15 protein-coding genes, 4 pseudogenes and 1 riboswitch are annotated in these 23,302 nt (G+C 58.9%); of the genes and pseudogenes, 14 read left to right on the forward strand and 5 right to left on the reverse strand.

Translation table 11 applies throughout. From position 1 onward, the window contains the following. Positions 1–45: 45 nt before the first annotated feature. The 5 genes and pseudogenes from N8E89_RS07570 (at position 46) to preA (ending at position 9,202) form a co-directional block, all read left to right on the forward strand. Positions 46–3,121, forward strand: a pseudogene (locus N8E89_RS07570) (efflux RND transporter permease subunit). A 354-nt stretch (positions 3,122–3,475) separates the two neighbouring features. Beyond that, the gene (locus tag N8E89_RS07575; protein WP_262261628.1) at positions 3,476–4,900 is read left to right on the forward strand and encodes an alpha-L-rhamnosidase-related protein; all 1,425 of its coding nucleotides are present in this window, start codon (positions 3,476–3,478) and stop codon (positions 4,898–4,900) included. Between the two features lie 32 nt (positions 4,901–4,932). Beyond that, positions 4,933–6,096 carry a hypothetical protein gene (locus N8E89_RS07580; protein WP_262261630.1) on the forward strand — a complete coding sequence of 388 codons (1,164 nt, stop codon included), beginning with the start codon at positions 4,933–4,935 and terminating at the stop codon, positions 6,094–6,096. Between the two features lie 326 nt (positions 6,097–6,422). Further along, entirely contained in the window at positions 6,423–7,880 is a 1,458-nt protein-coding gene (locus N8E89_RS07585; RefSeq protein WP_106662319.1) for an NAD(P)-dependent oxidoreductase, read from the forward strand. A gap of 11 nt (positions 7,881–7,891) precedes the next feature. Continuing rightward, positions 7,892–9,202 carry an NAD-dependent dihydropyrimidine dehydrogenase subunit PreA gene (gene preA, locus N8E89_RS07590; RefSeq protein WP_262261633.1) on the forward strand — a complete coding sequence of 437 codons (1,311 nt, stop codon included), beginning with the start codon at positions 7,892–7,894 and terminating at the stop codon, positions 9,200–9,202. A gap of 10 nt (positions 9,203–9,212) precedes the next feature. Here preA and rutR read toward each other — a convergent pair whose 3' ends face one another. Next, positions 9,213–9,869, reverse strand: a complete 657-nt coding sequence (gene rutR, locus N8E89_RS07595) for an HTH-type transcriptional regulator RutR (protein WP_106662321.1) — start codon at positions 9,867–9,869, stop codon at positions 9,213–9,215. Between the two features lie 208 nt (positions 9,870–10,077). Between rutR and N8E89_RS07600 the strand changes: the two are divergent. The 8 genes and pseudogenes from N8E89_RS07600 to N8E89_RS07635 all read left to right on the forward strand — a co-directional run bounded on the left by N8E89_RS07600 (position 10,078) and on the right by N8E89_RS07635 (position 18,478). Then, positions 10,078–11,405: pseudogene (locus N8E89_RS07600) on the forward strand (aspartate aminotransferase family protein). An 11-nt stretch (positions 11,406–11,416) separates the two neighbouring features. Next, entirely contained in the window at positions 11,417–12,664 is a 1,248-nt protein-coding gene (locus tag N8E89_RS07605) for a Zn-dependent hydrolase (protein WP_106662323.1), read from the forward strand. 60 nt (positions 12,665–12,724) lie between these two features. After that, positions 12,725–14,179 (forward strand): dihydropyrimidinase, encoded by a 1,455-nt coding sequence (gene hydA, locus N8E89_RS07610; RefSeq protein WP_106662324.1) that lies wholly within the window; start codon positions 12,725–12,727, stop codon positions 14,177–14,179. Continuing rightward, a complete protein-coding gene (locus tag N8E89_RS07615; protein WP_106662325.1) occupies positions 14,179–15,018 on the forward strand; it encodes an ABC transporter ATP-binding protein in 840 nt (279 codons plus the stop codon). Before hydA ends, N8E89_RS07615 begins: the two co-directional genes overlap by 1 nt. A 19-nt stretch (positions 15,019–15,037) precedes the next feature. Then, positions 15,038–15,496, forward strand: coding sequence for a GNAT family N-acetyltransferase (locus N8E89_RS07620; protein WP_245448552.1), 459 nt, complete (start codon positions 15,038–15,040; stop codon positions 15,494–15,496). Continuing rightward, positions 15,493–16,368 carry an ABC transporter permease gene (locus N8E89_RS07625; protein WP_106662327.1) on the forward strand — a complete coding sequence of 292 codons (876 nt, stop codon included), beginning with the start codon at positions 15,493–15,495 and terminating at the stop codon, positions 16,366–16,368. Before N8E89_RS07620 ends, N8E89_RS07625 begins: the two co-directional genes overlap by 4 nt. After that, a pseudogene (locus N8E89_RS07630) lies at positions 16,365–17,466 on the forward strand (ABC transporter permease). Before N8E89_RS07625 ends, N8E89_RS07630 begins: the two are co-directional and overlap by 4 nt. A 25-nt stretch (positions 17,467–17,491) precedes the next feature. Beyond that, positions 17,492–18,478, forward strand: a complete 987-nt coding sequence (locus N8E89_RS07635) for an ABC transporter substrate-binding protein (RefSeq protein WP_106662329.1) — start codon at positions 17,492–17,494, stop codon at positions 18,476–18,478. A 154-nt stretch (positions 18,479–18,632) separates the two neighbouring features. On the opposite strand, the pseudogene ilvD reads toward N8E89_RS07635, so the two are convergent. Together ilvD and N8E89_RS07645 are read right to left on the reverse strand one after the other, a co-directional pair. Continuing rightward, a pseudogene (gene ilvD, locus N8E89_RS07640) lies at positions 18,633–20,487 on the reverse strand (dihydroxy-acid dehydratase). A 175-nt stretch (positions 20,488–20,662) separates the two neighbouring features. After that, positions 20,663–20,899, reverse strand: a complete 237-nt coding sequence (locus N8E89_RS07645; protein WP_100000660.1) for an Lrp/AsnC ligand binding domain-containing protein — start codon at positions 20,897–20,899, stop codon at positions 20,663–20,665. A 108-nt stretch (positions 20,900–21,007) separates the two neighbouring features. Further along, positions 21,008–21,094: riboswitch (glycine riboswitch) on the forward strand. 213 nt (positions 21,095–21,307) lie between these two features. Between N8E89_RS07645 and N8E89_RS07650 the strand changes: the two genes are divergently transcribed. Beyond that, entirely contained in the window at positions 21,308–22,582 is a 1,275-nt protein-coding gene (locus N8E89_RS07650) for a D-amino acid dehydrogenase (RefSeq protein ID WP_106662331.1), read from the forward strand. A gap of 42 nt (positions 22,583–22,624) precedes the next feature. On the opposite strand, the gene N8E89_RS07655 is transcribed toward N8E89_RS07650, so the two are convergent. Continuing rightward, positions 22,625–23,020 carry a type II toxin-antitoxin system VapC family toxin gene (locus N8E89_RS07655; RefSeq protein ID WP_106662332.1) on the reverse strand — a complete coding sequence of 132 codons (396 nt, stop codon included), beginning with the start codon at positions 23,018–23,020 and terminating at the stop codon, positions 22,625–22,627. Positions 23,021–23,035: 15 nt separating this feature from the next. Next, on the reverse strand, positions 23,036–23,278 hold the full coding sequence (locus tag N8E89_RS07660; protein WP_106662333.1) for a type II toxin-antitoxin system VapB family antitoxin: 243 nt from the start codon (positions 23,276–23,278) through the stop codon (positions 23,036–23,038). Between the last annotated feature and the right edge of the window lie 24 nt (positions 23,279–23,302).

Here is a 23,302-nt window from a genome sequence, read left to right on the forward strand (position 1 = left end):
CAGAGCCAGGCTGACTTCACAGCGCTTTTTATTCGCCGTCCGGTCATGGCGCTGGTGCTCAACGCCCTGATCGTCGTTGCCGGCCTTGCCGCCTATTACGGTGTCGATGTGCGCGAGCTGCCCGATGTCGATCGTCCGGTCGTCACCGTTTCGACGGATTTCGAGATCAGCTGCGGCCGAGACCGTGGATCGCGAGCTGACGTCGGCCATCGAAGGCGCGGTTTCGCGTGTCTCCGGGGTCAAATCCATCTCGTCCAGCTCCTCGTTCGGCAATAGCCGCGTCACCGTCGAATTCAACGATGATGTGGATCTCAATGTCGCTGCCGCCGACATGCGCGATGCGATCAGCCGTATCAGCAACACACTGCCGGACGACGCCGATCCTCCGCGCATCGTCAAGGCGGACGCGAACTCGGATGCTGTCATGCGTCTTGCTGTCACCTCCAACATCATGGCGGTGGAGGACATGACGGTTCTTGTCGAGGATCAGATCGAGGATGTGCTTGCTTCGGTACCGGGCGTCGCCGATGTCCAGATCAATGGCAATCGCAGCAAGATTTTTCGGATCGACATCAATCAGGGCAAAGTCGCCAGCCTTGGTATGAATATTGCAGACATTCGCAACGCTCTGAACACGATGGCCTTCGATACACCGGCGGGACAGCTCAACAGCAACGATCAAAGCATCGTGGTGCGGGCACAGGCGCCGGTGCAGACGCCGGAGGATTTCGAAAACATCATCATCAAGGGGCAGACCAAGATCCGCGATGTGGCAACGGTGACGATGGGTCCCGATATTGGCACCTCGACCTTGCGCGCCAATGGCAAGGCCGGCATCGGCCTTGGTATTATCCGCCAGGCGCAGTCGAATACGCTCGACATATCCACAGGGGTTCGCGCTGCCGTCGCGCAGCTCCAGAAGACCTTGCCCGAAGGCGTAGACATTCGCGTGACCAGCGACGATGCCGATTTCGTCAACGGCGCGGTACACGAGGTGGAGATCGCGCTCGGGGTGTCGGTCATCATCATCATCCTGATCATCTATCTGTTCCTGTGGGATATTCGCGCCACCCTGATCCCGGCTGTCGCCCTGCCGGTCGCGCTGATCGGCACGATCTCGGCCATTTATCTCGCCGGGTTTTCGATCAATATTCTGACATTGCTCGCGCTCGTTCTGGCCACGGGCCTTGTGGTCGACGATGCGATCGTCGTGCTTGAGAATATTGTGCGCCGGCGCAATCAGGGGATGGGCCCGCGCGCCGCAGCGGTCCTTGGCACGCAAGAGGTGTTCTTTGCGGTCGTGGCAACCACTGTGACGCTTGCAGCCGTCTTTGTGCCACTCTCCTTCCTGCCGGGGCAGACTGGCGGCCTCTTCCGCGAGTTCGGCTTCGTGCTTGCAATCTGCGTGCTTCTGTCCGCGGTGGTTGCGCTGACCCTTTGCCCCATGCTTGCCTCACGGCTGCTGAGCGTGAGCGAAGCCAAGCATGAGGACGTTACGCGCGCGCCGGGGCTGGTGGCCCGTATCGGCGGATGGCTGGGCGGACTCTATCGCCGCCTGCTGCATGCCTGCCTGGCGGGTCCATGGATTGTCGTCGTGATATCGCTGCTGTTTGCCGGCGGTGCATTTGGCGCCTTTTCCTTGCTCAAGCAGGAATTGACGCCGCCCGAAGACCGCGCGTCCGCCTTCCTGCGCATTACTGCTCCGCAGGGCGTCAGCCTTGAATATCTTGGTGACGAGATGCGGAAGATCGAGACCCTGATCCAGCCGTTGCGCGATTCCGGCGAGATCCAGAACACTTTCTCCATAGCCGGCCAGAACGGCAATACCAACCGCGGCTTCATGGTGCTCAGTCTCGCCACGTGGAAAGACCGGGCGAGAAGCCAGCAGGAAATCATCACCGACGTTTCGAGGCGCGTGCGTAACGTTCCCGGCATCCAGGTTTTCGCGGCTCAGCCGAATTCGCTTGGCATTCGCGGGGCGGGCAATGGGCTGCAATTTGCCGTTGTCGGTACCAGCTATTCTGAGCTGGGCACGACGGCTGCAAAGCTGGTGTCAGAGCTGGAAAAGGACAGCCGCTTCGATCGCCCGCGGCTTACCAACGAGCCGACGCAGCCACAATTGGCTGTGTCGATCGACCGCGAGCGTGCCTCCGATCTGGGGATTGATATCACGGGCCTTGCTCAGGCGTTGCAGTCGGTACTCGACGGCTACAAGATCGGCTCCGTCTACATTGAAGACCGCAGTTTCGACGTGAAGCTCGTCTCGACGACCAATCCGATCAACGATCCGACTGATCTGGAAAATGTCTTCCTGCGGACCGGAGACGGACGTTTTGTCCCGATGTCGACGATTGCAAAGCTCGCCGAAGTTGCCGTCCCCCCGGCGCTGACGCGTGAACAGCAGATGCGCTCCGTCGCCATAACGTCGGGTCTGCGCTCCGACTTCGCGCTCGGCGATGCCTACAGGGTCGCGCAGGAAGTCGCAGCCCCGTTGCTGCCACCCGGATACCGTCTCATCCCGCTCGCCGAAGCGGCGGCGCTGGGTGAAAACTCTTCCAGCATGGCGATCACGTTCGGGTTCGCCCTCCTCATTATCCTCCTGGTTCTGGCTGCCCAGTTCGAGAGCTTCATCAGTGCCGTCATCGTCATGGCAACAGTGCCGCTCGGCCTTGCCTGCGCGGTGTACGCAATGCTGCTGACGGGCACGAGCATGAATGTCTACAGCCAGATCGGGCTGGTTCTGCTTGTCGGTATCATGGCCAAGAATGGCATTCTGATCGTTGAATTCGCCAATCATCTGCGCGATCAGGGCAGAAGTGTTCGGCAGGCGATCGAGGAGGCGTCGAATATTCGCCTGCGGCCCGTCGTGATGACCATGCTCTGCGCCATTCTTGGCGGTGTCCCGCTGGTGCTCGCCAGCGGCGCAGGTGCCGAAGCCCGTATTGCACTCGGCTGGGTCATCGTGGGCGGCCTTGGCATGGCAACCGCCTCGACATTGTTCCTGACCCCGGTCGCCTATCTGCTGCTGGCAGGGTTCTCCAAGCCCAAGGCCGAAGAGGAAGCGCGGCTCAACCGCGAGCTGCTCGAAGTCATCTCGCAGCCGCCGCTCGCTGCTGAGTAAGGGCCAGCCAAGACAACCCGAACCACGGAGACTGCGCCGTCATCGTCTTGGGTCAGACGGTCATATACCTTGGTCTCATTGACGCAAGGGCGCAAAAACAGCTATCAAATCGATTGAATTTTGCCTGGGAGACTAGAACCGTATTTTTATATACCGAGTGCTTTCACTCGATTTGCCCGGTGCGGTGACCCTATTTTATTGCCTGTCCTCGGGTGTTGAACCCCAGGGCACACATTTTCATAAGAACGATCCTTTATTGATTTCGGGAGGAATTCATGCCGTTGAACAGGTTTGCGCTTGCCGCTTTGCTCGGCTGTATCATGCTTGCTGGTTGCAACGAGATCAGACAATTCGGTGAAGCAAAACAACCCATCCGGCACGTTTGCCGCCTGTGAGCAGGGTACCTTCGTCGACGGCAAGTGCGTGGTGACGCCGGACGTCACCGTCAAGGAATGCCCTGCGGGGAGCGCCCTGGACGGCAGCCAGTGCATAGTGACGCCGGACGTGGTCACCAAGGCGTGCGTTCAAGGTACACTCGTGGATGGCAAGTGCGTGGTGACGCCAGAAGTCAAGTGTACGGCGGGTACACTGGTGGACGGAGAATGCGTAGCGACTTCTGCTCTACAGGTTGATCCGGTCAATCCGGACGATGGACAAGCAGGGGTCACCTTGGGGCAACAATCGGCAACTATAATGGCTGGCCCTGCGACAAGTGAGCAGCGCAGCTACCAGTTGACCAGTACTCAGGAACAGCGCAGCGGCAAGAGCAAGTCGCTTGCCATCACGGAACAAGCCGGCCGGCCGGTGATCCGCACTGGCAGCAAATTGTTCGACGGCCTGTTTGCCCTGGCGATCCAGGAAGCCGGGGACCTGACCGTGCGCAAGATCAGGGATGGCGCTTACAATGGCAACGAGCCTATCGACTGTGGCGGCACTGCGGGCTGTTTCCAGACCGGAGCGTCGTGGACCTATGTCTGGACGCGGGACACATCCTGTGCGATCGACCTCGGGCTTGCGCAGATCGATCCGCAAGTTGCCAAGAACAGCCTGCTTTTCAAAATATCGGCGCATCGCAATACGACAGGTCCCGGAGCCGGTACGACCGAAATTGTCCAGGACACCGGCAGTGGTGGAAGCTGGCCAATCAGTACCGACCGTGTCGTCTGGGCGCGCGCCGCCTTCGAACTGCTCAAATACCTGGATGGTGAGGACCGGATAGCATTCCTAAACACCGCCTATGCGGCAATTGCCAGCACCATCGAAAGCGACCGTCTCGCCGCTTATGACGGTCGCGACGGACTCTATCGCGGCGAGACCTCGTTCCTCGATTGGCGCGAACAAACCTATCCTTCGTGGACGAAAGACACCGTCGTGCATATTGCCATGTCGAAAGCGCTTTCGACCAATATGAACCACTGGAAAATCCTCGACGTCGCAGCGAGCATGGCCGCCGAACTGGGTATCGCCGAGGCAGCCCAAAAATATGCGGCGTGGGCCACTGAGCTAAAAGTGGCAATCAACAAGGAGCTCTGGCTCGAAGATGCCGGTCTCTACAGCATCATGAAACCCACCGAGCTCGATCAGGCGCCGGTACGCCGCTATGAGCTGCTGGGTGAAGCGCTGGCCATTGGCGACGGTATTGCCGATGATAAAAGGACAGCGAGCATCCTGCAAAATTACCGCATACGGCTGTTGGCGCTGCCGTCGTCTGGCCGCAAACAGCAGACGCCGGCGTCTATCATAACAGGGCGATCTGGCCGTTTGTTTCCAGCTATCTGATCAAGACCGCCGCCAAGGGGCGCAATGCCGATGTGGTCAACCGCAATTTCGCAACGCTGGTCAATGGCGCGGCGTTGAACCTGTCGAACATGGAGAACTTCCAGTTCGACAATCTGTCGCCTGTCACCCCCGCAATCAATTCGGACAAGCAACTATGGTCCGCCGGCGGCTATATCGGCGCGGTCTTGGATGTTGTGTTTGGGCGGGATACCGATCAGACCGGCATTCGTTTTGCGCCCTTTATCACCAAGCAGATGCACAAGGATGTTTTCAATGGCGCCAGGCAGTTGCAGCTCAGAAATCTCGACTACCGGGGGAAGAAAATCACGGTCAAGGTGAATTTGCCCGCACTGGGCGCGAGCCTGGATGGCGCCTACACAATCAAGACCATGAGCGTTGACGGCGAGCAGCAGTTCGATCTGACGAAACATACGCTCGCCGCGCAACTGAAGAGCGAGGGGCCGAACATCTTTGAGATCGGCCTGATCGACAACACCGAAAATGGCGGAACGGCAAAGGTAACCTTAGACTCCGACTATTACGGTCCGGCTATGGTCAGTCTCAACATGACGCCAGGCAATTGGGCGGCGACAAAAGGGGCCGACGGCTTGGTCAATCTGTCCTGGACCGACGGGACGCCGGAGGGAACCACCATCAGCGTCTATCGTAATGGTACGCGCGTTGCGACCGGCGTCACCGGCAGCAATTGGAGCGACCCGGACAGCAATGCCGCCAACCCCGGCACCAGCAATCAGGCATTGTGCTATTCGCTGGAACGGCAATATGACAGGGGGTTGAGGAACGTGTCGCAGCGGACCAATCCCGCGTGCTACTGGGGTGACAGCAGATTGACATTCCTCGGTGCCTTTAATGCGACCAACAACTCGGTTCCTGGTTCTGTCACGCGACGCGCAGACGATGAGCACGGTCGGAATTCCTGGGCCGATTGGGGAACGCCTGGCGAGGTGCTGACTTTCACATTCACGCCAACCATCAGCGGCACCTATGATATCTTGTTGCCCTACGGCAACAACTTCAACAACCCCACGACGGGCATAACAGCGGGGGTGAAGCAGATGGAGGTCGTCCAGGGTACCGATACGGTGGCCAAGTCCGTCCTCGTCATGCCACATCTGTTGAACTGGACGATCTGGGGCAGAATCAACACCCCTTCAGGTCAAACTCGTCGAGGGTAGGAGCTATACGATCAGGGTCAGCGACTATTACAATATGTCATATCTCGCATCCAACGCGCTCTATGGTGGCAGCGGCGGCGCGGCGCCACTCAACCGCGTCAATATTGGCGGTATTACATTGCGGCGCAGATTTGACTGATGTCCCTCTGCATGTTCTGGCTCTGTTTTTACCGAGCCAATTTTTCTTGACCGTTTGATAAAAAATTTGACCTTTTATGAAAATCTGCCATTCTTCGCATGAGAGGTGCCGGACGAACCGGCCCATCATGAAAATGACTGCGATCCACAGGGAACCGGACGCAAGTCAATAGAGGAGATGCGATTTCATGGGATCGATCGATTCTGGAATCCGTGACGTCAGAGCCGGGCGACTCGCTTCCGACGCCTACGCAGACGTGTTTTCCGATCTTCACCCGCCACTCACCCGGCATGAAGCCTTTGTCGAATCGGACCGGTGCTATTTCTGCTATGACGCGCCATGCATGAATGCCTGCCCGACGGGCATCGACATTCCGCTGTTTATTCGCGAGATCAATGCGGACAATCCCACCGGATCGGCCAAGACCATTCTTTCGGAAAACATCCTTGGCGGCATGTGTGCCCGCGTCTGTCCGACGGAAACCCTGTGCGAACAGGCCTGTGTTCGCGAAGTCGCCGAAGGCAAGCCGGTAAAGATCGGCCTGTTGCAGCGCTATGCCACCGACCACCTGATGACAAATGGCCAGCATCCTTTCAAGCGCGCCGAATCGACAGGCAAGTCCGTTGCCATTGTCGGCGCCGGACCGGCAGGGCTGTCCGCCGCGCACCGCCTGGCGATGCATGGCCACGACGTGACGATTTTCGAGGCGCGGCCCAAGGCTGGCGGCCTCAATGAATATGGCATCGCCTCCTATAAGAGCGTCGACAATTTTGCCCAGAAGGAAGTCGACTTCATTCTCGAGATCGGCGGCATCACGATCCAGAACGACAAGGCCCTGGGCCGCGATATCAGCCTCGACGCATTGCGAGCGGGCTTTGATGCGGTGTTCCTCGGCATGGGCCTTCCCGGCGTCAATGAGCTCGGACTGGAAGGCGACGACGCTGCCGGTTGCATCGATGCGGTGGACTACATCTCGGTTCTGCGCCAGAGCGACGACCTTTCGCAAATCCCGGTTGGCCGTGATGTCGTTGTCATTGGCGGCGGCATGACCGCCATCGACGTTGCCGTCCAGACGAAACTGCTCGGCGCCGAAAATGTCATTATCGCCTATCGCCGCGGTCCGGAACACATGAATGCCAGCGCATATGAGCAGGAACTTGCACTGAAAAACGGCGTGATCATCCGCCATTGGCTGCAACCGCGCGCATTGACCCGCAACGCGCATGGCGAAGTCTGTGGCATTACGCTGGACTACACCGTCATGGCCGACGGCCGGCTCAGCACCTCGGGCGAGAGCATTACGCTGGCCAGCGACCAGATATTCAAGGCGATCGGCCAGACGCCGGCTCAAACCGTTCTGACGGAAGCAGGTATTGCACTGTCCAAGGGGCGTATCAGCGTTGATGACGAGGGTCGAACCTCGATCCCCGGTATCTGGGCGGGCGGCGATTGCATCGCCGGCGGCGAGGACCTGACAGTCGCGGCGGTGCAAGACGGCAAGCTTGCGGCCGAATCCATTCATCGCACCCTGATGCAGCAGCCGGACAAGGTCAGCGGTTTCGTCGAAGCCGTCATGGCCGGGAATTCCGAGGGAGCATCCACACCGGGGCAGAACCCCAATCATCCAAGCCACGTCACCGGCTAAAGGAAACGACCATGGCCGATCTTTCATCGAACTTTCTTGGCATCAAATCTCCAAACCCATTTTGGCTGGCTTCGGCACCGCCGACTGACAAGGCCTATAATGTCGAGCGCGCCTTCAAGGCCGGCTGGGGCGGCGTTGTCTGGAAGACCCTCGGCGAAGAGGGGCCGCCGGTCGTCAATGTCAACGGTCCGCGCTACGGCGCGATCCACGGTCCGGACCGGCGCTTGCTCGGCTTCAACAATATCGAACTCATCACCGACCGACCGCTCGAAGTAAACCTGCGGGAAATGACCGAGGTGAAGAAGAAGTGGCCGGATCGCGCCCTCATCGCCTCGATCATGGTGCCTTGCGAGGAGGAATCCTGGAAAGCCATCCTGCCGCTGGTCGAGGCCACCGGCTCCGACGGCATCGAGTTGAATTTCGGCTGCCCGCACGGCATGTCCGAGCGCGGCATGGGTGCCGCCGTCGGCCAAGTGCCGGAATATATCGAAATGGTCGTGCGCTGGTGCAAGCAATATACCCGCATGCCGGTTATCACCAAGCTGACCCCGAACATCACCGACATCCGCAAGCCGGCGCGCGCGGCAAAATCTGGCGGAACGGACGCAGTCTCGCTGATCAATACCATCAACTCGATCGTCTCCGTCGACCTCGACAATTTTGCTCCGGTGCCTTCCATTGACGGCCGCGGCTCCCATGGCGGCTATTGCGGCCCGGCCGTGAAGCCGATTGCGCTCAATATGGTGGCGGAAATTGCCCGTGATGCCGAAACGCGGGGCCTGCCAATCTCGGGCATTGGCGGCATTACTACCTGGCGCGATGCGGCGGAATTCATCGCGCTCGGCTGCGGCAATGTGCAGGTCTGCACCGCGGCAATGACCTATGGCTTCAAGATCGTTCAGGAGATGATTTCCGGCCTATCCGACTGGATGGATCCGCGCGGTTTCCGGACGATCGAGGATTTCCAGGGACTTGCCGTGCCGAATGTCTCGGATTGGCAGTATCTCAACCTCAATTACATTACCAAGGCGCAGATCGATCAGGACCTTTGCATCAAATGCGGCCGCTGCCACATTGCCTGTGAGGATACCTCTCACCAGGCGATCACTTCCATGGTCGACGGTGCGCGTCACTTCGAGGTGATCGACGAGGAGTGCGTCGGCTGCAATCTCTGCGTCAATGTCTGTCCGGTCGACAATTGCATCAGCATGGTGCCGATGACGTCCGGTGTCGATCCGCGCACCAAGCTGCCGATCCAGCCGGAATATGCCAACTGGACGACGCACCCGAACAATCCGATGGCAAAGGTGGCGGCGGAGTAGGATTTCTTGTTTAAACAGCGCGCGGGCGGATGCCGTTGAGAATAATGCTCAACACCGCTTGCGCCGTCTGTTCACGAAAACCGGGACGCCCAACCTGGTTGCCCATGATCGCGCGTACCTGCACGTCGAAATCCGCATAATGCTGGGTCGTTGCCCAGATCATGAAGATAAGATGGTAGGGATCGATCGGCGCGAGTTTGCCTTCGCCGACCCAGCGGCGAATGACGGTGGCCTTCTCGTCCACAAGCGGCTTCAGGTGTTTGGAGAGAAAATCGCTGATCGCCGGCGCGCCATGCAACACTTCGTTGGCGAAAAGGCGCGATGCTTCGGGATGGCTCTCCGACATGTTGATCTTCAGCGTGATGTATTTGCGCAATTGTTCGATCGGATCACCCTCCGGATCGATCTCGGCGAGCGGCGCCAGCCATTCCGCCAGAGTCTCCTCCAGCAGGGTCACGTAGATGTTTTGCTTGCGCGGAAAGTAATAGAGGAGGTTCGGTTTGGACATGCCGGCTTTCTCCGCGATCTGGTCGATCGTGGTGCCGCGAAACCCGTAAGTGGAGAAAACGTCCAGCGCAGCATCAAGAATAAGACGGCGATTGATCTCTTGTATGCGGGTCGTCTTTTCCGGGGTCTCGTTCGCCTTTTTCTTTGCGGCCCTCGCCATGCCTCTCATCCCTTTTTGATTCTGGCCCGACCGGCCCTTTCGTCGCATCCCGGAACTGCTCTAAAACCCCACAAAGCGCTTGACCGCTTTCTTATGCTCTTCTAGCCTGCATTTTGACCAAGTAGTCAAGTTTTTGATTGTGCCAGAGGTTCAATCATTCGGGAACATAAAACAAGCGGTAACATCCGCAATCTGGAGGCCTGATCACATGTCGCAACCGGCATTGGGAACCAACAACCTTGATGCGTTCTGGATGCCGTTCACGGCAAACCGGCAGTTCAAGCAAAATCCCCGTCTCCTGGTCAGCGCCAAGGATATGCATTTCAAGTCGCATGATGGCCGCGAGATTCTCGATGGAACGGCCGGGCTCTGGTGCTGCAACGCCGGACATGCCCGACCAAAGATCGTCGAGGCCGTACAGAAACAGGTTGCCGAACTCGACTACGCGCCCGCTTTCCAGATGGGCCATCCCAAAGTGTTCGAGCTCGCCGCCCGGCTCGCGGCCATGCTGCCATCGCCGATCGACCATGTATTCTTCACCAATTCCGGTTCGGAATCGGTGGATACGGCGCTGAAAATCGCGCTTGCCTATCACCGCGCCAAGGGTAACGGCACCAAGACCAAGCTGATCGGCCGCGAACGCGGCTATCATGGTGTCGGCTTCGGCGGCATTTCCGTCGGGGGCATTTCCGGTAATCGCAAGACTTTCGGCAATGCGCTGGGCGGCATCGATCACATTCGCCATACGCACGATCCGGCGCGCAATGCCTACACGCGCGGCGAGCCGGAATTTGGTGTCGAGTTTGCCGATGATCTGGAAAAGGTTATCGCCCTGCACGATGCCTCCAACATCGCTGCGGTTATCGTCGAGCCGGTGGCCGGTTCGACCGGTGTGCTCATCCCGCCGAAGGGTTACCTGAAGCGCCTGCGCGAGATCTGCACCAAGCACGACATATTGCTGATCTTCGACGAGGTCATCACCGGTTTCGGCCGTCTTGGAACACCGTTTGCCGTCGATTATTTCGGCGTCATCCCCGACCTCGTAACCACGGCCAAGGGCATTACCAGCGGTGTGATTCCGATGGGCGCGGTCTTCGCTACGAAGGAGATCTATGAAGCGTTCATGACTGGCCCGGAAAACATGATCGAGCTGTTCCACGGCTATACCTATTCCGGCCATCCGATCGCCTGCGCCGCGGCACTGGCGACGCTCGATACCTATGAAGACGAAGGCCTGATGACGAGAGCTGCCGATCTTTCGGAATATTGGGGCGACGCCCTGCACGCGCTGAAAGGCCTGCCGCATGTCATCGACATCCGCAATCTCGGTCTGATCGGCGCCATCGAAGTTGCAGCCTATCGACGGCGCACCGACCAAGCGCGCGTTCCAGGCCTTCCTCGACGCCTACGAAAAAGGTGTGCTCATCCGTACGACCGGCGATATCATCGCGCTATCGCCGCCGCTCATCATCAGCAAGGGCCAGATCGAGCATCTTTTTCGACACGCTGGCCGACGTTCTGAAGAACCTCGCATAAGGAGCTGCGCCATGACGCTCACGGGAAATCTCAGGATCAACGGCGACCGTCTCTGGGACAGTCTGATGGAGATGGCGAAGATCGGACCGGGCGTTCGTGGCGGCAACAACCGCCAGACACTGACCGACGAAGACGGCGAAGGCCGCCGGCTGTTCCAGTCCTGGTGCGAAAAGGCAGGCCTTGCCATGGGCGTCGACACCATGGGCAATATGTTCTTTACGCGTGCGGGGACCGATCCCGACGCATTGCCGGTCTATGTCGGCAGCCATCTCGATACCCAGCCGACCGGGGGCAAATTTGACGGCGTGCTTGGCGTCCTCGGCGGGCTCGAACTGATCCGTACACTGAATGATCTCAACATCCAGACCAAACATCCCATCGTCGTGGTCAATTGGACCAATGAGGAAGGCACACGCTTTGCGCCTGCCATGCTGGCCTCCGGAGTTTTTGCCGGCATCCACGAACAGGATTGGGCCTACGATCGCGAGGACGCCAAGGGCAAGAAGTTCGGCGACGAACTCGATCGCATCGGCTGGAAGGGCGACGAGAGTGTAGGAGCGCGCAAGATGCATGCGCTGTTCGAGCTGCACATCGAGCAGGGCCCTATTCTCGAAGCCGAGGGCAAGGATATAGGCGTCGTCACCCATGGCCAGGGCCTGTGGTGGCTGCAGATCACCCTGACCGGCAAGGAAAGCCATACCGGTTCGACGCCCATGCCGATGCGCAAGAATGCCGGGCTCGGCATGGCGCGCATCACCGAGCTCGTGCATACCATCGCCATGGCGCACCAGCCGGGTGCCGTCGGGGCAATCGGCCATGTGGACGTCTATCCGAACTCGCGCAACGTCATTCCGGGCAGGGTGGTTTTCACCGTTGATATCCGCTCGCCGGACCTTGCCACACTCAGCGCAATGAAGGCGGAAATCGAGGAGAAGGCGCCGCGGATTGCCAAAGAGCTCGGCCTTGAGATAGCAATCGAGGAGGCCGGTCATTTCGATCCGGTCACCTTCAATGAAGGCTGCGTGACCGCCGTTCGCAACGCCGCCGAACGGCTGGGTTACACACACCGCAATATTGTTTCCGGCGCGGGTCATGATGCCTGCTGGATCAATCGCGTTGCGCCAACTGCCATGGTCATGTGCCCCTGCGTCGACGGACTCAGCCACAATGAGGATGAAGATATTTCGAAGGAATGGGCTGCGGCGGGTGCAGACGTCCTGCTGCATGCGGTTCTGGAGACGGCGGAGATCCAGTCCTGAACAGTTAGCTCAAACATACGGCAACATGTTCGGAAAAAGACCAAGAAGGGGAACGGACACATGGCGACGAAAGTGATCAAGGGCGGTACAATCATTGCCGCCGACCGCACCTATAAGGCGGATGTCCTGATCGGCGGCGAAACCATCGCCGCCATCGGTGCTGATCTTTCCGGCGATGAGACTATAGACGCGACGGGATGCTATCTGATGCCGGGCGGCATAGATCCGCATACCCATCTTGAAATGCCTTTCATGGGCACGCATTCCTCCGACGATTTTGATACGGGCACGGCTGCCGCCCTCGCGGGTGGCACAACCATGGTCGTCGATTTCGTTCTGCCGGGCGCCGATGGTCTGCTCGTTGCCCTGCAGGATTGGTTCCAGAAGGCGGGCAAGGCCCGCACCGACTATTCCTTCCACATGGCGATCACCAGCTGGAACAAGCAGGTTTTCGACGAAATGCCGAAAGTGGTCGAGCGCGGTATCAACACCTTCAAGCATTTCATGGCCTATAAGGGTGCGCTGATGGTGGATGATGACGAGATGTTCGCGTCGTTCATGCGCTGCGCCGAGATCGGCGCCATGCCGCTGGTGCATGCGGAAAATGGCGACGTGGTTGCGCATCTCCAGCAGAAACTGCTGGCTGAAGGCAATACTGGTCCGGAAGCCCATGGCTATTCGCGCCCGCCGGAAGTCGAGGGTGAGGCGGCCAACCGTGCCATCATGATCGCCGATCAGGCCGGGGTGCCGCTCTACATCGTGCATGTCTCCTGTGAGCAGGCGCATGAAGCCATTCGCCGTGCCAGGGCAAAGGGCATGCGGGTCTATGGCGAGCCGCTGGTGCAGCACCTGACGCTCGATGAAAGCGAATACAAGAATGAGGACTGGGACTATGCGGCGCGCCGGGTGATGTCGCCACCTTTCCGCGACAAGATCCATCAGGATGGTCTGTGGGCTGGTCTTGCCTCGGGCAGCCTGCAGGTTGTCGCAACCGACCATTGCGCCTTTACCACGCAGCAAAAGCGCTTTGGCGTGGGCGATTTCACCAAGATCCCGAATGGCACGGGCGGGCTCGAAGACCGCATGCCCGTGCTGTGGACCAGGGGCGTGCGTACCGGGCGCCTGACGCCAAATGAATTTGTGGCTGTTACCTCCACCAATATTGCCCGCATTCTCAATATCTACCCGCGTAAGGGGGCGATCCTCCCGGGTTCCGATGCGGATATCGTCATCTGGGATCCGAACGCATCAAAGGTTATTTCGGCCAAGACCCAGAAATCCGCCATCGACTACAATGTCTTCGAGGGTATCGAAGTAACCGGCCTGCCGCGCATGACGCTGTCACGCGGCCAGATCGCCTTCAAGGATGGCGAGGTGCTGGCGCCAACGGGCAGCGGCCGCTTTGTCGAACGCGAAGCCAATGCCCCGGCAAATCGTGCACTTTCCACTTGGAAGGAATTGACGGCACCGCGTAGAGTGGAACGCGATCCGAAGAATATTCCGGCAGGCGTCTGATGACAGTCGTCGCGCTCCGACCCAAGGCGAAGACGATGGCAGATGCGGCGCCGAAAAATGTGATTGACGTCAAGGACCTGTCGCTGGTCTTCCAGACCAATGACGGACCCGTCAATGCTTTGTCCAACATCAATCTCGCCGTAAACGGCGGCGAGTTCGTCTCCTTCATCGGCCCGTCCGGCTGCGGCAAGACTACGCTGTTGCGAGTGATCGCCGATCTCGAACAGCCGACTTCGGGTACGATCTCCGTCAATGGCATGACGCCATCCGAGGCGCGGCAGAAACGCGGCTATGGCTATGTGTTCCAGGCTGCGGCACTTTACCCGTGGCGCACGATCGGGGGCAATATATCGCTTCCGCTGGAAGTGATGGGTGTGCCCAAGGCGGAACGCAAGGAGCGCATTGCCAGGAACCTGGAGCTGGTCAATCTTTCCGGTTTCGAGAAGAAGTTTCCGTGGCAACTTTCCGGGGGCATGCAGCAGCGCGCCTCCATCGCGCGCGCGCTTTCCTTCGATCCCGATTTGCTGCTGATGGACGAACCGTTTGGTGCGCTCGACGAAATCGTTCGCGATCACCTCAATGAGGAACTGCTGAAGCTCTGGGCGAAGACGCAAAAGACGGTGATCTTTGTCACCCACTCCATCCCGGAGGCGGTTTTCCTTTCCACCAAGATCGTGGTCATGAGTCCTCGGCCCGGCCGGATCCACGAGATCATCGATTGCAACCTCGGTTCGGAACGCACCCTCGATATCCGCGAAACCCCGAAGTTTCTCGAAATCGCCCACCGGGTGCGCGATGGGCTGCGCCACGGTCATTCCTACGACGAGGCGCATCTATGACGCCGAAGCGGGGCGCAGAATGATTATCCGGGCCGCCAAATTGCGCGACATGCCCGAATGCGCGGAGATCGTCAATGCGTGGATCGACGCCACCAACTGGATGCCCCGCGTTCATCCTCGAGAAGAAGTGGTTGAGTTTTATCGGGACACCGTCTTTTCGCGGTTCCAGGTCTTCGTGGCCGAGAATGACAATCACATCGCCGGCATGATCGCCCTTGCTCCGGATAACACTGTCAGCGCTCTCTATGTGCATGACGACTACCGGCATAAGGGGGTCGGCAAGGCGTTGCTCGATCGTGCGAAGACGGAAGCCACCGGGCCGGTGCAGCTATGGACCTTCGTCGCCAACCGCGACGCGCGAGCATTTTATAAGCACGAGGGTTTTGCGGAAGTCAGGCGGACAGAAGGCGATAACGAAGAGAAATTGCCGGATATTCTTTATCGCTGGCAACCGGATAGTGCTGAGGCAAAGCCATGAACTTCATTCGCAACAGTGTCATTCCGGTGGGCACCGTTCTCATTGCAATTCTCGCGCTCTGGTATGTCTTTGCTGTCATTCTCAACGCGCCTTTCGAGCGCGACCAGGCCGCACGCGCCAACACGACGATTTCGACTCGCCAATTGATCGCGAACACCATGGCGCAGGAGCGCCCCGTCCTGCCCGCGCCGCACCAGGTGGCAGCGGAGATCCGCAAGACCGTATTCGATATCAGCCCGACGTCGAAACGCAGCCTTGTCTACCATGGCTGGGTGACGCTTTCCTCGACGCTGCTTGGCTTTGGTCTCGGAACGCTTCTGGGCATTTTGCTGGCGATCGCCATCGTTCATTCGCGCACGCTCGACAAGAGCCTGATGCCGTGGATCATCACCTCGCAAACCGTGCCGATCCTTGCCATCGCGCCGATGATCATCGTCGTGCTCAACGCCGTGAACATCACCGGGCTTCTGCCCAAGGCAATGATCTCGACCTATCTGTCCTTCTTCCCTGTCGCTGTCGGCATGGTGAAGGGCCTGCGCTCGCCGGAGATCATGCACCTCGACCTGATGCGCACCTACAACGCCTCGAAGGCGCAGCTATTCTGGAAGTTGCGCTGGCCGGCATCCATGCCTTACCTCTTTACCTCCATGAAGATTGCCGTTGCCATCAGCCTCGTCGGCGCCATTGTCGGCGAATTGCCGACAGGCGCCGTGGCGGGCATTGGCGCGCGCCTGCTCGCCGGTTCCTATTATGGTCAGACAGTGCAGATATGGGCGGCGCTGATTGCGGCGGCCTTGATGGCGGCTGTTCTTGTCAGTTTGATCGGGCTCATTGCGAACATGGTCAACCGGCGTATGGGGGTGCGGCCATGAAACGCTCACCCCTTGCCATCATCGCCTTCATCCTCGCGGCGGGTTCCCTGGTGCTGCCAACGGGGGCGGATGCTCCGGGGCTCTTCTTCTTTTCGGCGCCCGCCATACTCTTTGCTGCGGCGGCTGTCGCGTTGTTCGTGCCACCTTCAAATACGTCATTGGTCGCCCTGCTTGTGCTGGTTCACGTCGCGGCGTTCTGCCTGATAGGCCTGCTTGGCTCCTTTGAAATTACCGGTCCTGCGGCCGGTTACTGGTGCATGGTGGCGGCCGCGTGGCTCCTGGCCTGGCTCGGCGTGCAAAGGCTTGCTGCACTGAGACTGGCATCGCCCGACGCACAGCGTCTGGTCAATCTCGCCCTGCCCGTGCTGTTCGGGGCATGGCTTTTGATCCTGTGGGAAATCGTCGTGCGCGGCTTCGGCGTACCGGCAATCCTTCTGCCGCCGCCATCGATGATTGCATCGCGCATCGCGTCGTCGGTGCCGACGCTGTGGGCTGACTTCCAGCAGACCTTTTTGAAAGCGGCGATTGCCGGTTATGTCATCGGCTGCGGCTCGGGTTTTCTGGCGGCGATCATCGTCGACCGTGTGCCCTTCCTGCGCAAGGGCCTGCTGCCGATCGGCAATCTCGTCGCGGCGCTTCCCGTCGTCGGCATCGCACCGATCATGGTCATGTGGTTCGGCTCCTACTGGGAATCGAAGGCCGCCGTGGTGGTCATCATGACGTTCTTCCCCATGCTGGTGAACACGGTGGCGGGACCTCGCTGCATCGGGCGCGATGGAGCGCGATCTGATGCGCACCTACGGCTCGAGCTATGGCCAGACGCTGCTGAAACTGCGGCTGCCCGCGGCAATGCCGTTCATCTTCAATGCGCTGAAGATCAATTCTACGCTGGCACTGATCGGCGCCATCGTCGCCGAGTTCTTCGGGTCGCCCATCGTTGGCATGGGCTTTCGCATATCGGCCGAGGTTGGCCGCATGAATGTCGACATGGTCTGGGCTGAGATCTTTGTCGCAGCGCTCGCCGGTTCACTGTCCTACGGACTGATTACACTCATAGAAAGGGCTGTCACGTTCTGGCACCCATCCTATCGAACCTAACAACAAGAACAGAGGAGAACTAAACATGAAGAAAACGGTTGCACTCTCACTCGGCCTTGCCATGACCTTGATGGCAAGCTCGGCACTGGCAGCCGACAAGCTGACCTTGCAGCTCAAATGGGTCACGCAGGGCCAGTTTGCCGGCTATTACGTGGCCAAGGACAAGGGTTTCTACGAGGAAGCCGGCCTCGATGTCGAGATCAAGCCAGGCGGTCCGGATGTGGCTCCGCCGCAGGTGATCGCCGGTGGCGGCGCGGATGTGGTGATCGACTGGATGCCCTCAGCTCTGGCAACGCGCGAAAAAGGCCTGCCGCTGGTCAATATCGCCCAGCCCTTCAAGCGTTCCGGCATGATGCTGACCTGCCGCAAGGAAACCGGCATCACCAAGCCGGAGGACTTCAAGGGCAAGACGCTCGGTGTATGGTTCGGCGGCAATGAATATCCGTTCCTGTCCTGGATGAACCATCTCGGTCTCAAGACCGATGGCGGGCCGCAGGGCGTGACCGTTCTCAAGCAGGGCTTCAACGTCGATCCATTGATCCAGAAGCAGGCCGACTGCATCTCGACCATGACCTACAACGAATATTGGCAGGTAATCGATGCCGGGATTCCGGAGGACCAGCTGGTGACGTTCAAATATGAGGACGAGAAAGTCGCTACGCTGGAAGACGGGCTTTACGTACTGCAGAAGAGCCTGGATGATCCCAAGATGGTCGATAAGCTGGCGCGTTTCGTCAAGGCCTCGATGAAGGGCTGGGAATACACCCGTGCCAATCCGGATGAGGCCGCAACGATCGTACTCGACAACGATGCGAGTGGTGCCCAGACCGAAAAACACCAGAAGCGGATGGTGGCGGAAATCAACAAGCTGACGGAAGGCTCCGATGGCGTGCTGGATGTGGCAGCTGCTGACCGCACCGTGGAAACGCTGCTCGGTGGCGGTTCCGATCCGGTCATCACCAAGAAGCCGGAAGGCGCCTGGACGACAAAGATCACCGACGCGGCGAAGTAGGGTCTTATCTCCCCCCTTGTGGGGGAGATAATCCAAGAGAGGGATTTGCAGTCATTTCGAAATCCCTCTCTTGCGATTTCCAGCACTTAGCAAGGGCTAAGATGCTGAGATCGCTTTCTCTCCCACAAGGGAGAGATAATGGCACGCTAGTTACTCAGTTCCACTCATCCGGGATTTGACGTACCGCACCCTTTGCGGCACTTGTCGCCATGGCGCCATAGGCGCGCAGCGCTGTGGTAATCTTGCGCTTACGCTTCTCGGACGGCTTCCATGCAGCCGCGCCCCTGGTTTCCATATGCGCGCGCCGGTCGGCCAGAACTGCATCTTCAACGGCAAGATGGATCTTGCGGTTGGGGATGTCGATATCAATGATATCGCCTTCCTCGACGAGGCCGATCAAGCCGCCTTCCGCCGCCTCCGGCGAAACGTGGCCGATGGACAAACCCGAAGATCCTCCCGAGAACCGCCCGTCGGTGATCAGGGCGCAGGCTTTGCCCAGGCCCTTGGACTTCAGATAGCTGGTCGGATAGAGCATTTCCTGCATGCCGGGTCCGCCGCGCGGACCTTCATAGCGGATCAGCACGATATCGCCTGGCTTGATGCCGCCATTGAGGATGCCGAGCACGGCGCTGTCCTGGCTTTCGAAAATGCGGGCAGGGCCGGAGAATTTCAGGATCGATCTCGTCGACCCCTGCGGTTTTGACGATGCAGCCGTCTTCGGCGAGATTTCCATAAAGTACCGCCAGTCCGCCGTCCTTTGAATAGGCATGTTCCGCGTTGCGGATGACGCCCTTCTCACGGTCGAGATCGATATCGGCGAAGCGGCGTTCCTGGCTGAATGCGACCTGTGTCGGCACGCCGCCCGGTGCTGCCATGAAGAAATCATGCACGGACTTGTTCTTGGTGCGAACCACATCCCAGCGATCGAGCGCCGCACCCAGATTGGCCGCATGCACCGAATAGACCGAGGTGTCGATCAGACCGGCACGGTCGAGTTCGCCGAGAATGCCCATGATACCGCCCGCATGGTGCACGTCTTCCATGTGCACATTGGCGACCGCAGGCGCCACTTTGCACAAGACAGGCACGCGGCGGGACAAGCGGTCGATATCGCTCATGGTGAAATCGACCTCGCCTTCATGGGCGGCGGCCAGCAGATGCAGGACCGTATTCGTCGAGCCGCCCATGGCGATATCGAGTGTCATGGCGTTTTCAAAAGCTGCAAAGGATGCAATCGAGCGCGGCAGTACGGTCTCGTCGTCCTGCTCGTAGTAACGGCGGGCGAGATCCACCACCAGATGCCCGGCCTCGACGAAGAGACGGCGGCGATCCGCATGGGTTGCCAGTGTCGAGCCGTTGCCCGGCAGCGACAGGCCAAGGGCCTCGGTCAGGCAGTTCATCGAGTTCGCCGTGAACATGCCGGAACAGGAGCCGCAGGTCGGGCAGGCAGAGCGTTCGATCGCCTTGACTTCCTCGTCGGATATACGGTCGTCGGCAGCCGCGACCATGGCATCAACCAGATCGAGCTTCCTTTCCTTGTCTTCCCAGACAACCTTGCCGGCTTCCATCGGGCCACCGGAAACGAACACGACAGGGATGTTGAGGCGCAATGCCGCCATCAGCATGCCGGGGGTGATCTTGTCACAATTGGAAATGCATACCATTGCGTCCGCGCAATGCGCGTTGACCATGTACTCGACGCTGTCGGCGATGATCTCGCGGCTCGGCAGCGAATAGAGCATGCCGTCATGGCCCATGGCGATACCATCATCAACGGCGATCGTGTTGAATTCCTTGGCCACACCGCCAGCGCTCTCGATTTCACGGGCGACGAGCTGGCCGAGATCCTTCAGATGCACGTGACCGGGCACGAACTGGGTGAACGAGTTGACCACCGCGATAATCGGCTTGCCGAAATCCTCGTCCTTCATGCCGGTCGCGCGCCAGAGCCCGCGGGCACCGGCCATGTTTCGACCATGTGTGGTTGTGCGTGAACGATAGGGAGGCATCTTGTGAAAATCCTGATGGTGAATTGCGAGTTGGACAGCATCTCTACAGAAAAACCGCTTCCATGGCAAAGAATGGAATTTTGTTACCCGGATGAGAGCTTTTCATTGCGATGATTACATAGGGGAGCTCATTGCCGCATGAAACGGGACGTAATGTCTCGGTTCTCGTGCGGACCTAGAACGCTGTGAAGGTCATTGTCGTCAGCGAACGGGCAATGCCCTGGATGTCGAGCACATTGTCATTGATGAACTTGCCGATATCCTGATCCTCGGGAATGTAAATCTTCATCAGCAGATCGTAGTCGCCGCTGGTCGAATAGAGTTCCGAGACGATTTCGCGTTCGAAGAGCGCAGCCGCTACCTCATAGGTTTTGCCGGGGAAACATTGCAGCTGCAGGAAGACGGGTTTCATGAATTTACTCCGGAAGGACAGGTTTTGTGCTTCGCCAACATAATGGGTTGGCTCGAGCTTAGCCAGTTGTTCTCTTCTCGCAACTGCGATATAAGCGGCACCGTTCGCACAGGCTATCTGGGAGAGACCGGTAAAACCGGCGCCGATGGAGCAACCGCCCCGGAAACTCTCAGGCAAAAGGACCAGACTAGCGTCGGACATCTGGAGAGAGGCGTGGCCAATTTGGTTTCGCCCACCGAAGGAGAAAGCCCTGACCGGTGATGCACCGGTTACGCTGCCAACGACATGGGTGACAAACACCCGGCGGGCGCGTGAGGGCCAAACTCTCAGGTTCCGTGACAGATGGGGTTTCGTGCCGTTTTGAACGGCGAAACTGAAACCATGTGTTGCTGAAGGACTTCGTCTGTCATGACCAATATCGCCATTATCGGCGCCGGTATCACCGGCGTTACGACCGCTTATGCGCTCGCCCGTCAGGGCTACTCCGTCACTGTTTTCGACCGCAACCGCTATGCCGCGATGGAAACTTCCTTCGCCAATGGCGGTCAGCTTTCGGCGTCGAACGCCGAGGTGTGGAACAGCTGGTCAACCGTTCTCAAGGGCATGAAGTGGATGCTGCGCAAGGATGCGCCGCTGCTGATGAACCCGAAACCATCCTGGCATAAATATTCCTGGATGGCGGAATTCGTGATGAATATTCCGCATTACGAGAAAAACACGATTGCAACGACGAAGCTCGCCATCGAAGCGCGCAAGCGCATGTTCGAGATCGCTGCCGAAGAGAAGATCGATTTCGACCTCGAAAAGCGCGGCATACTGCACATCTACCGCTCGAAATACGGTTATGATCACGCCGTCAAGGTCAACAGGCTGCTGCGGGCTGGCGGCCTTGACCGCCGTGCTGTGACCAATGAGGAAATCAGCTCGATCGAGCCGGCTCTTGATGGTTCGTTCTATGGCGGCTTCTTCACCCCGTCGGATTCGACTGGCGACATCCACAAATTTACCCGTGGGCTTGCCGATGCGTCGGTCCGGCGCGGAGTCCTCTTCGCCGGCGATGCCAATGTGCAGACGCTAAAGCACGGTGCTGACGGCGTCGTCGTTTCCTGGAACAAGGCTTCCGTCACGCCGTCAAAAGTCCAGACAGCGCGCTTCGATGCCGTCGTCATCTGCGCGGGCATCGCCAGCCGCAGGTTCGCGGCGCAGCTTGGTGACCGCGTCAATATTTATCCGGTCAAGGGATACTCGATCACCATCAATCTCAATGACGATGAGAGCCAGAAGTCTGCGCCCTGGGTCAGCCTGCTCGACGATGATGCGAAGATCGTCACCAGCCGTCTCGGCGCCGGGCGCCTGCGCGTTGCCGGAACCGCCGAGTATAATGGCGAGAACCGCGACATTCGCCACGACCGCGTCAAGCCGCTGGTTGACTGGAGCCGGGATCTGTTTCCGGGGATGGACACATCCAACGTCGTGCCATGGGCGGGCTTGCGTCCGATGATGCCGGACATGCTGCCACGGGTCGGCAGCGGCAAGCGCCCCGGCGTATTCTACAATACCGGTCACGGTCATCTGGGCTGGACATTGTCGGCGGCAACGGCGGAGATCGTTGCAGGTCACATCAGTGCCGCAATGCCGGTTGATACAAAGCCGCAAACCGAATGGTTGGCGGCTGCGGAGTAGACAAGATAGGAGCGCCTGTGGATTCAGGCGCTCCTTTTGCTTTTACGCAGCATCAATATCTGTCCTGGAAAAATCATTGCCCTTGTAAAGTAGGGGCAGGCGGTAGTGCCGTGCGCACGCATAGGCAAAACAGTCGCCGAAATTCAGATCGGCGGGATGGCGGTTCTTGCCAAAACGATCAAACGCGGCGATGGCGATGAATGCTGCCTCCGGTGGTATTGAAACCAGTTGGATTTTCATTGCAGTTAGAAACGCCTGTACGGCATTCGCCGCCTCGGCGATCCCGATACCAAGAATGCGAGCAACATTGATCGCAGTTTCCCAGACTGCCGACGGCGAGGTCATGCGATTGTCGGAAGCTTGTAAGCGCGCTGCGAAGTTCCGTGCGTCGTCCTCGTCGGTCATCATGGCCACCATGGCCGAAGCATCTACGAACATCGGGCCCGCCCTGTGTTAGTCGTAAAGACTGTCTCGAAATGCCTTGTCTGCAGGAAGACCTCTATTGAGATTGGCCTTGGACTTGAGGTCGCGGCAGAAACTCGCGGCTATTTCGACGAGCGTAGGCTGACTGAGCTGTTCGTCGAGCGCTTGTTGCAAAGCAAGCCTTACAGCCTCGGTTTTGGAGGGCGCCTTGACCGCTGCCTGATAGCGGCGTGCCAGATCGTCTATCCTGTCGTCTTTAATGTAAAGCGGCATAGGTATATCCTTAACGGTATATAT

It is taken from the genome of Phyllobacterium sp. A18/5-2 (assembly GCF_025452215.1).
Classification (GTDB): Bacteria; Pseudomonadota; Alphaproteobacteria; order Rhizobiales; family Rhizobiaceae; genus Phyllobacterium; species Phyllobacterium sophorae.